A 9,894-nucleotide genomic window follows, 5' to 3' on the forward strand; every position below is an offset into this window, starting at 1 on the left:
GCCTGGAGTTCAAGCAGGCCTCCCTCGAGGAGTTGGGGCGGCGCACCGACCCACCCCTGACGAAGGACGCCGTGGCGGGACGGATCCGCCGCCTCCTCGCCATGGCCGACAAGAAGGCGCACGAGGAGGGCATCCCCGACACCGAGTCCGTGCTCACCCTCGACATGCTCGAGGAGGACTGAGGCCGGGCACCCCGGCCCACGTCGGTGGGCCGTACGGCCCTGCGCCGAGGTGCCTCAGGGGTGTAGATTTGTCAGTGCTGGAACCGCAGGACACTGCGGGCCGGGACCACATCCCGTGGACCCGGTCGCATCGAAAGAGGTGCCCCTACGGGGGGCACAAGCAGGAGGACAACAGTGACCACCCGCGTTGGCATCAACGGCTTCGGCCGCATCGGCCGCAACTTCTTCCGCGCCGCCCTGGAGCAGGGCGCGGACATCGAGGTTGTCGCCGTCAACGACCTCACCGACAACAAGACCCTCGCCCACCTCCTCAAGTTCGACTCGATCACGGGTCGCCTTGACGCCGAGGTCACCTACGACGAGGAGTCCATCTCCGTCGACGGCCACCGCATCGTGGCCCTCGAGGAGCGCGATCCGGCCAAGCTGCCCTGGGGCGAGCTCGGCGTTGATGTCGTCGTCGAGTCCACGGGTTTCTTCACCGATGGTGAGAAGGCCAAGGCACACATCGACGGTGGCGCCAAGAAGGTCGTCATCTCCGCCCCCGCGAAGAACGTCGACGGCACCTTCGTCATCGGTGTGAACGACGACCAGTACGACCCCGCCACGCAGAACATCGTCTCGAACGCGTCCTGCACCACGAACTACCTCGCCCCGCTGGCGAAGGTTCTCGACGATGCCTTTGGCATCGAGCGTGGCCTCATGGTGACGGTCCACGCCTACACCGGCGACCAGCGTCTGCACGACGCCCCCCACAAGGACCTGCGTCGCGCCCGCGCCGCCGCCCTGAACATCGTCCCGACCTCCACCGGCGCCGCCCGCGCCGTGGCCCTGGTCCTGCCCCAGCTCAAGGGCAAGCTCGACGGCTACGCCATGCGCGTCCCGGTCCCCACCGGGTCCGTCGTCGACCTGACCTTCGAGCCCAAGAAGGCCGGCGTCACCGCCGAGGACGTCAACGCCGCCGCCAAGGCCGCCTCCACCGGCGACTTCGCCCACGTGTTCAAGTACTCCGAGGACGACCTGGTCTCCACCGACATCGTCGGCGACCCGCACTCCTCGATCTTCGACTCGCAGCTGACCAAGGTCATCGACAACATGGTCAAGGTCGTCTCCTGGTACGACAACGAGTGGGGCTACTCCAACCGCCTCGTCGAGCTGACCGCGCTGGTCGGCTCCAAGCTCTGAGCCACCAGGTCTCATGACGCAGGGCGCCCGCGCACGCGACAGCGTGTGCGGGCGCCTTTCGTCGGGGCCCACCCATTCCCACATCCACCGAAGGAAGGTTCAATGAGGACAATCGAATCGCTGGGCGACCTGCGCGGCAAGCGCGTGCTCGTCCGCTCCGACTTCAACGTCCCGCTCAAGGACGGTGTCATCACCGACGACGGTCGCATCCGCGCCGCGCTGCCGACCCTGGAGAAGCTGGTCCACGCCGGCGCCAGGGTCGTCGTCATGGCCCACCTCGGCCGCCCCAAGGGCGAGGTCAAGCCCGAGTTCTCGCTGGCACCCGTCGCCGCACGCCTCGGCGAGCTCGTCGACGCGCCCGTCACCCTCGCCAAGGACGTCACCGGGCCCTCCGCCCACGAGGTCGTCGCCGCCCTGAAGGACGGCGAGATCGCCCTCCTGGAGAACGTCCGCTTCGACGCCCGCGAGACCTCCAAGGTCGACGCCGAGCGCGAGGCCCTCGCCAAGGAGTACGCCGAGCTCGGGGACGTCTTCGTCTCCGACGGTTTCGGCGTGGTCCACCGCAAGCAGGCCTCGGTCTACGACATCGCGAAGATCCTGCCCTCCGCCGCCGGCCTCCTGGTGGTCAAGGAGATCGAGTCCCTGCGTCGCGCCACCGACAACCCGGAGCGGCCCTACGCCGTGGTCCTGGGTGGGTCGAAGGTCTCCGACAAGCTCGGCGTCATCGCCAACCTCCTGACCAAGGCCGACATGCTGCTCATCGGCGGCGGCATGGTGTTCACCTTCCTGGCCGCCAAGGGCCTCAACGTGGGCAAGTCGCTGCTCGAGGAGGACCAGATCGACGTCGTCAGGGGCTACATCGACGAGGCCGCCCAGCGCGGTGTCGAACTCGTGCTGCCGGTCGACATCATCGTGGCCCCCGAGTTCAGCGCGGATGCGCCCGCCACGGTCGTCCCGGCGGACGCCATCCCCGCGGACCAGATGGGCCTCGACATCGGCCCGGAGTCCCAGAAGCTCTTCGCCGAGAAGCTCGCCACCACGAAGACCGTCGCCTGGAACGGTCCGATGGGCGTCTTCGAGTTCCCCGCCTTCTCCGGCGGCACGCGCGCCGTCGCGGAGGCCCTGTCCAAGGGCTCGATGTTCTCGGTCGTCGGTGGCGGTGACTCGGCTGCGGCCGTGCGCCTCCTCGGCTTCGACGAGTCGACCTTCTCCCACATTTCCACCGGTGGTGGCGCCTCCCTCGAACTCCTCGAGGGCAAGGTCCTGCCGGGCATCGCAGTTCTGGAGGACTGAACATGGCACGCACCCCCCTGATGGCGGGCAACTGGAAGATGAACCTCGACCACCTCGAGGCGATCCACCTGGTCCAGGGTCTCGCCCTGGCGCTCGACGACGCCAACTTCGACTACTCCTCGACCGAGGTCGTCGTCATCCCCCCGTTCACCGACATCCGTTCGGTCCAGACCGTCGTCGAGGGCGACGGCCTCAAGATCCGCTACGGCGCCCAGGACGTCTCGACCCACCAGGCCGGGGCGTACACCGGGGAGATCTCCGCGGAGATGCTCGTCAAGCTCGGCGTCTCCTACGTGGTCGTCGGCCACTCCGAGCGTCGCGAGTACCACCACGAGTCCGATGCCCTGGTGGGGGAGAAGGCCCGCGTCGTCCTCGATGCCGGGATGACCCCGATCATCTGCTGCGGTGAGGGACTCGACGTCCGCAAGGCCGGACGCCAGGTGGAGCACGTCCTCGCACAGATCGACGGCGCCCTGGAGGGCATGGACGCGGAGGCGGCCGCCAAGGTCGTCATCGCCTACGAGCCCATCTGGGCCATCGGCACCGGCGAGGTCGCGACCCCCGCCGACGCCCAGGAGGTCTGCGGAGCGATCCGGCTGCGTCTCGCGGAGCTCTACTCCGCCGAGGTCGCCGAGACCGTGCGCATCCTCTACGGCGGGTCCGTGAAGTCCTCGAACGTCAAGGACATCATGGCCGAGCCCGACGTCGACGGCGGACTCGTCGGCGGCGCCTCGTTGAAGGCCGAGGAGTTCGCGAAGATCGCGCGCTTCCAGACCCTCTGAGACACACGGCACCCGGCACTGCCGGGGGATGGGGGCCCACCGGCACGCCGGTTGGCCCCCATCGTCGTGCCAGCACTAGAATCATCACAGTCGTGCGCCCCGCGGTCCCCGCGGGTGCGCCACCCGGACCCGAACGGAACCACACGTGGCTGTACTGAAGATCGTCCTGCTGGTGCTCATCGTGCTGACGAGCGTCCTGCTCACCCTCACCGTTCTCATGCACAAGGGGCGCGGCGGCGGGCTCTCCGACATGTTCGGCGGTGGGATCTCCTCCTCGGTCGGGTCCTCAGGCGTGGCCGAGCGCAACCTGAACCGCATCACGCTGGGTGTGCTCGTCGTGTGGGCCGTGTGCATCGTCGCCTTCGGGGTCCTCAACAAGTTCGGTCTCTGAGTCCGGCCGACCCCGGGCGAGCCCACCGTCCGGCCGGGTGCACCGTCCCGCTCGCGCCCACCGCCGGGCGCACACGCGGCGTCAGGCCCGCTGCGGTCCCGCATGCGGTCGGGGATCGGCGGCCGCGTCGAGCCACCACACCACCCGCCCACCGGTGAGTGCCGCCACCGGCACCTCGTGGAAGTCCGCGCCGGCCAGGGCCGCTGCGAGGACCCCACGTTTCGCGGCACCCGCCGCGACCACCCACACCGTCCCAGATCCCGCGACGACCCCGCGGGTCAGGGAGATCCGCTCGGGCGGGGGCTTGGGGGAGTGGCGCTCGGCGACGACCACGTCGTCGGAGTCGAGCTGGGGATGACCGGGGAAGAGGCTGGCGAAGTGCCCGTCGGGACCGGCCCCGACGAGGGCGAGGTCCGGGCTCCGGGTCCCCATCACCCCTGACCGCTCGGAACGGAACCGGGTCGTCGCCCCCTCCAGGGAGGTGGTGCCGTCCGCAGCGGGCATCGGCCGCACCTCGACTCCCGGCAGGCGGTCGAGGAGGACCTCCCGGGCGACCAGGTCGTTGCGCTGCGGGTCGTCGCAGGGGACGAACCGCTCGTCCACCCACCACACCCTCACCCTCGACCAGTCCACCCCGGCCGCGGGGGCAGGCACGCGCCCGAGCACCACGGTGGCCACCGAGCCCCCGGCCACGGCCAGGTCGACACGCCGGTCCGTGACGGTGGCGGTGAGCCGGGCCAGGTGCTCCACCAGCGCCTCCGCGGCCGCGTCCCCCATCTCCTCGGGGGTCGGGAACACACGCAGTTCAGGCATCCTCCGGTCCCTCCTCCAGGAGGGCGACGACCTCGGGGAGGCGTGGGAGGTCCTCCGTGAGGACCTCGCTGTAGAACACGTCCGGGTCCAGTCGGCGCAGCTCCTCCATCAGGCAGTCCTGGACCGAACGCCTGGGCAGGTTGACATAGGTGGTGTCGAGCCCACTGCGGCTCAGGTGTGCCACCTGTGAGACGGCCCTGCGGGTCAGGGAGACCTCGGCGCCGTCGGCGAAGGAGAAGTGGACCCCGGTGATGGTCCTGGCGCTCGGGTCGGCCTCGTGCACGGTCCGCACCCCCGTTCGCCGCTGGAGCCAGGCAGCCACCAGGAACGCGGAGGGATGGGTGGCGTGCCCGGTCACGGTGATGAGCTCCGGCGCCCGGTCGAAGCCCTCCACGACCGTGGCGAGGAGCGCACGCCACAGCGTCACACCGGACCACGCGAGGTCGGTGTCACCGGGGGAGTAGGTGCGCGCGAGGTCCATGAGCGTCCTCATCGGGCACTGCGTGGACCGCGAGTCGGTGATCCGACGCACCGCGAGGACGCCGAGCGGGTGCTCCCCGGGGTTGTCCGGTGGGACGTTGGGCCAGTAGGTCACCACCGGGGTGTCCGAGAGCAGCAGGGGCATCACGAGCGTGTCCAGTCCGTTGGCGGCGTCGCCACGGGGTTCGAGGACGACCACGTCCGACGGGCCCGCCTCGCCGCCCACCCGGATCTGGGCGTTGAGGCGCGCCTCGCCGTCCTTCTCCCCGGGGTCCACCACGACGATCACGCGGCAGGGGTGCTCCCTGGAGGCGGCGTCGGAGATCTCGATGGCCCGGTCGACGTCGATGACGTCGTCGACCACCACGATGAGGGTGAGCACGCGGCCCAGCGCCGCCGACCCGCGTTCGTCCCGCATCTCGATGATGCGGGAGGCGACCTCGGAGGCCGTCGTGTCCTTGAGCGTGATGATCACGGGATCCTCCAGGAACGTCCGTCGACTGCCAGCATCTCGTGTGCCGTGGAGGGTCCCCAGGAACCGGGACGGTACTGCTCCGGGGCGCCGGCCGCCTCCCAGTGCTCCAGCACGGGGTCCAGGATCTTCCAGGAGAGCTCGACCTCGCGCTGGTGCGGGAACAGCGGCGCGGAACCGACCAGGGCGTCCAGCACCAGGCGCTCGTACGCCTCGGGGGAGTCCTCCGTGAAGGCGTGCCCGTAGCCGAAGTCCATGGTCACGTCGCGCACCTGCATCTCGGTGCCCGGGACCTTCGCGCCGAAGCGCAGCGTCATCCCCTCGTCCGGCTGGACGCGCACCACGAGGACGTTCTGGCCGGTCTCACCCATCTCGGAGTTCTCGAAGGGCACGTGCGCGGCCCTCCTGAAGACGACCGCGATCTCGGTGACCCGCTTGCCCAGGCGTTTGCCCGTGCGCAGGTAGAAGGGGACGCCCGCCCAGCGTCGCGTGTCCACGAAGAGCTTGAGCGCGGCGAAGGTCTCCGTGTGGGAGTCGACGGGGATGTTGTCCTCCTCGAGGAAGCCCTTGACGTGGGCGCCACCCTGCCAGCCCTCCGCGTACTGCCCGCGCGCGGTGCCGATGTCGAGGTCCTCGGGCAGGCGCACCGCGGAGAGCACCTTCTCCTTCTCCGCACGCAGGGCGCGGGGGGTGAACCGGACCGGCTCCTCCATGGCCGTGAGGGCCAGGAGCTGCAGGAGGTGGTTCTGGATGACGTCGCGCGCCGCGCCGATGCCGTCGTAGTAGCCGGCGCGGGTGCCGATGCCGATCTCCTCCGACATCGTGATCTGGACGTGGTCGACGTAGTTGGAGTTCCACAGAGGCTCGAACATGGTGTTCGCGAAGCGCATGGCGAGGATGTTCTGGACCGTCTCCTTGCCGAGGTAGTGGTCGATGCGGAAGACGTCGCGCTCGTCGAAGACCTGGGAGACCACGTGGGAGAGCTCGCGGGCGGACTCCAGGTCGTGCCCGAAGGGTTTCTCGATGATGACGCGGCGCCACTCGTCACCGCCGTTGCGCACGTTGAGCCCGGTGTCGGCCAGGTGTCGGCACACGACCGGGAACCACGACGGGGGGATCGACAGGTAGAAGGCGTGGTTGCCCCCCGTGCCGCGGGAGCGGTCCAGTTCGGCGACGGTGTCGGCGAGCTTGCGGTAGCCCTCGGCGTCGTCGAAGCTGCCGGGCACGAAGCGCAACCCGGCGGCGAACTGCTTCCAGGTGCGCTCCTCGAACCCGGTGCGGGAGTACCTCTCGATGGCGGTGCGCACGAAGTCCTCGAAGTCCCCGGTCGACCAGTCGCGCCTGGCGAAGCCCGTCAGGGCGAAGGCCGGGTTGAGGAGTCCACGGTTGGCGAGGTCGTAGACGGCGGGCAGGAGCTTCTTGCGCGCCAGGTCGCCGGTGATGCCGAAGATGACGAGGCCGCACGGCGGGGCCACCCGCGGCAGGCGACGGTCGTCGGGATCGTGCAGCTCGAAGAGACGTGAACCCACGGTGTTCCTTCCGGGGGCCGGGCGGGCACGCGGCCCGCCCGGCCCGTTGCTCGGTTCAGGCGCGCACGGCGTCCAGGGACTCGTGCGCCGCGGAGACGACGTGGGGGGCGTCGATCCCGTAGGCGTCGAAGAGGGCCTGTCCGTCCCCGGAGGCCCCGAAGTGCTCGATGGACACCGACCGCCCGGCGTCACCCACCCAGGAGCGCCAGGGCATGGCGATGCCCGCCTCGACGGAGACCCGGGCGCGGACGGCCGCCGGGAGGACCGACTCGCGGTACTCCTCGTCCTGCTGCCCGAACCACTCCATGCACGGCACGGAGACGACGCGTGCCGCCACCCCCTGGTCGGCGAGGAGCACCTGCGCCGCCAGCGCGTGCTGGACCTCGGAGCCGGACCCCATGAGGATCACGTCGGGCGTGCCCTCGCAGTCGGAGAGCACGTAGGCGCCGCGGGCCACACCGGTGGCCGGGGCCAGGCCGGTGCCCTCGCCGCGGGCGGGATTGGGCAGGCCCTGACGGGACAGCACGAGGGCGGCCGGGTGGCGCTGCTCGAGGACCGCACGCCACGCCTGGGCCGTCTCCTCGGCGTCCGCGGGGCGCACCACGGCCAGTCCGGGGATCGCCCGGCAGGCCGCCAAGTGCTCGATCGGCTGGTGGGTGGGGCCGTCCTCGCCGACACCCACCGAGTCGTGGGTCCACACGTGGATGACCGGCAGGTCCATGAGGGCCGCCAGTCGCACCGCCCCACGCATGAAGTCCGAGAACACGAAGAAGGTGCCGCCGTAGACCCTGCTCAGACCGTCCGCGGCGATGCCGTTCATGATGGCCGCCATCGCGAACTCGCGGACCCCGAAGTGCAGGTTCCTCCCGAAGGGGTTGCCGGGGAACATGGCGGAGGTCCGGTCCTCCGGCAGGAACGAGGGCCACCCCTTCATCAGGGTGTTGTTCGATCCCGCCAGGTCCGCGGAACCCCCCCACAGCTCCGGCACGGCCTCGGCGATGGCGTTGAGGACCTGCCCCGAGGCGGCCCGGGTGGCCAGCGACTTCCCCGCCTCGAAGGTCGGGAGCGAGGACTCCCACCCCTCGGGCATGCGGCCCGAGAGGACGCGGTCCAGGAGCTCGGCGCGGTCGGGGTGGGCCGCCTGCCAGGCCTCGAAACGGGGGTCCCACTCGGCATGTGCCTCGCGGGCGCGCAACGCCGCGTTGGCACGGGCGTGGTCCACCGCCTCCTGGTCCACGGCGAACATCGCGTCGGGGTCGACCCCGAGTCGTTCCTTGAGGCCCCGCAGCGAGTCGGAGCCGAGCTTGGAGCCGTGGATGGCACCCGTGTTCTCCTTGCCCGGGGTGGGCCAACCGATGATCGTGCGCAGGGCGATGATCGAGGGGCGCGCGGTGTCCGCCTTCGCGGCCCGCAGCGCCTCGTCGAGGGCGCGGACGTCCTCGTCGTAGCTGCCGTCGGCGCCCAACCAGTCGACCCGCTGCACCTGCCAGCCGTAGGCCTCGTAGCGGGCGAGGACGTCCTCGGTGAAGGCGATGTTCGTGTCGTCCTCGATGGAGATGTGGTTGTCGTCGCAGATCACCGTGAGGTTGCCCAGCTCCTGCGTGCCCGCCAGGGAGGCGGCCTCGGAGGCGACACCCTCCTGCATGCACCCGTCGCCGGCGACCACGTAGACGTCGTGGTCGAACACCGACCGGCCCATCGGGGTCTCGGGGTCGAAGAGCCCGTGGGCCCGCCTCGCCGACATCGCGAATCCCACACCCGCGGCGAGGCCGGTGCCCAGCGGCCCGGTGGTGAGCTCGATGCCGGGGGTGTGGCCGAACTCGGGATGTCCCGGGGTGCGCGAACCGAAGACCCTGAGGTTCTCCAGGTCGTGCAGTTCCAGGCCGGCCCCGGCCAGGTAGAGCTGGATGTACTGGGTGAGCGAGGTGTGCCCTGCGGAGAGGATGAACCGGTCACGGCCCAACCAGCGGTCGTCCGACGGGTCGAACCTGAGGTGCTGTTGGAAGAGGAGGTAGGCGGCCGGCGCCAGCGAGATCGCCGTGCCGGGATGACCATTGCCCGTCTTCTCGACCGCGTCGGCGGCCAACACCTTCGCCGTCGTCACGGCTCGCTGGTCCATGGGGTCCCACTTGAATGTCACTTCGGCCTCCAGCCGTTCATGCCCTGAGGGCGTGGATCACACGGGTTCCGCCCCAAACTCTATCCCGTGCCCGCCGCTTCCTCCCGGTGCGCCGGATCCCGGCCTAGCATTCCAGCATGACCACGATGGAGGAGGTGGCGCGCGACTGGCTCGACCACCTGCGCGTGGAGCGCGGCGCGTCCTCGAACACGGTCTCCGGGTACCGGCGCGACGTGGGGCGCTACCTGGCAGACCTGCGGGCCCACGGCATCACCTCCCTGGACGCCGTCACCGCCGCCGACGTCGGACGCCACGTCGAGGGGCTCCGCTCCGGCGAGGTGACCGGGCGCCCCTTGGCCGCCACCTCGGTGGCCCGGGCATGTGCCGCCATCCGTGGCCTGCACCGTTTCGCCCTCCGGGAGGGGCTCGTCACACAGGACCCCGCGGCGGACCTCGAGCCCCCGCGGGCCCCGGGACGCCTGCCGAAGGCGCTGTCCGTCCCCGAGGTCACGCGCCTCCTGGACGCCGCCCACGTCGGTGACTCCCCGGTGCACCTGCGCGACGCCGCCCTCCTGGAGCTCCTCTACGCCACCGGGGCGCGCATCTCCGAGGCGGTCGCCCTCGCGGTGGACGACCTCGACCTCGACGAGG

General features: G+C 70.6%; 10 protein-coding genes. 6 read left to right on the forward strand and 4 right to left on the reverse strand.

The features are described from left to right. The 5 genes from TA90_RS05870 to secG form a co-directional block, all read left to right on the forward strand. Window positions 1–182, forward strand: a 182-nt coding sequence (locus TA90_RS05870) for a helix-turn-helix domain-containing protein (RefSeq protein WP_043535082.1), incomplete at its 5' end; no start/stop codon positions are given. Between the two features lie 174 nt (window positions 183–356). Next, window positions 357–1,364 carry a type I glyceraldehyde-3-phosphate dehydrogenase gene (gap, locus tag TA90_RS05875; RefSeq protein ID WP_043535083.1) on the forward strand — a complete coding sequence of 336 codons (1,008 nt, stop codon included), beginning with the start codon at window positions 357–359 and terminating at the stop codon, window positions 1,362–1,364. Window positions 1,365–1,466: 102 nt separating this feature from the next. Beyond that, window positions 1,467–2,657 (forward strand): phosphoglycerate kinase, encoded by a 1,191-nt coding sequence (locus TA90_RS05880; protein WP_043535084.1) that lies wholly within the window; start codon window positions 1,467–1,469, stop codon window positions 2,655–2,657. Window positions 2,658–2,659: 2 nt separating this feature from the next. Then, the gene (tpiA, locus tag TA90_RS05885; RefSeq protein ID WP_043535085.1) at window positions 2,660–3,439 is read left to right on the forward strand and encodes a triose-phosphate isomerase; all 780 of its coding nucleotides are present in this window, start codon (window positions 2,660–2,662) and stop codon (window positions 3,437–3,439) included. Between the two features lie 145 nt (window positions 3,440–3,584). Then, window positions 3,585–3,830: a preprotein translocase subunit SecG gene (secG, locus tag TA90_RS05890; protein WP_043535086.1), complete on the forward strand. Its 246-nt coding sequence runs from the start codon at window positions 3,585–3,587 to the stop codon at window positions 3,828–3,830. A gap of 81 nt (window positions 3,831–3,911) precedes the next feature. On the opposite strand, the gene pgl is transcribed toward secG, so the two are convergent. From pgl to tkt, 4 genes are read right to left on the reverse strand one after another with little or no spacing between them, the layout of a single operon-like run. Continuing rightward, complete coding sequence (gene pgl, locus TA90_RS05895; protein WP_052450561.1) at window positions 3,912–4,643, reverse strand: 6-phosphogluconolactonase; 732 nt, start codon at window positions 4,641–4,643, stop codon at window positions 3,912–3,914. After that, window positions 4,636–5,598: a glucose-6-phosphate dehydrogenase assembly protein OpcA gene (locus TA90_RS05900; protein WP_043535087.1), complete on the reverse strand. Its 963-nt coding sequence runs from the start codon at window positions 5,596–5,598 to the stop codon at window positions 4,636–4,638. The genes pgl and TA90_RS05900 overlap by 8 nt, the downstream gene beginning before the upstream one ends. Beyond that, a complete protein-coding gene (gene zwf / locus TA90_RS05905) occupies window positions 5,595–7,124 on the reverse strand; it encodes a glucose-6-phosphate dehydrogenase (protein WP_043535088.1) in 1,530 nt (509 codons plus the stop codon). The genes TA90_RS05900 and zwf overlap by 4 nt, the downstream gene beginning before the upstream one ends. Window positions 7,125–7,179: 55 nt before the next feature. Beyond that, window positions 7,180–9,243, reverse strand: coding sequence for a transketolase (gene tkt / locus TA90_RS05910; RefSeq protein WP_222704605.1), 2,064 nt, complete (start codon window positions 9,241–9,243; stop codon window positions 7,180–7,182). Between the two features lie 137 nt (window positions 9,244–9,380). On the opposite strand from tkt, the gene TA90_RS05915 reads away from it, so the two are divergent. Next, window positions 9,381–9,894 (forward strand): site-specific integrase (locus TA90_RS05915; protein ID WP_043535092.1); only part of this gene is annotated, 514 nt, incomplete at its 3' end.

This window comes from Actinomyces polynesiensis (assembly GCF_000820725.1).
Classification (GTDB): Bacteria; Actinomycetota; Actinomycetes; order Actinomycetales; family Actinomycetaceae; genus Pauljensenia; species Pauljensenia polynesiensis.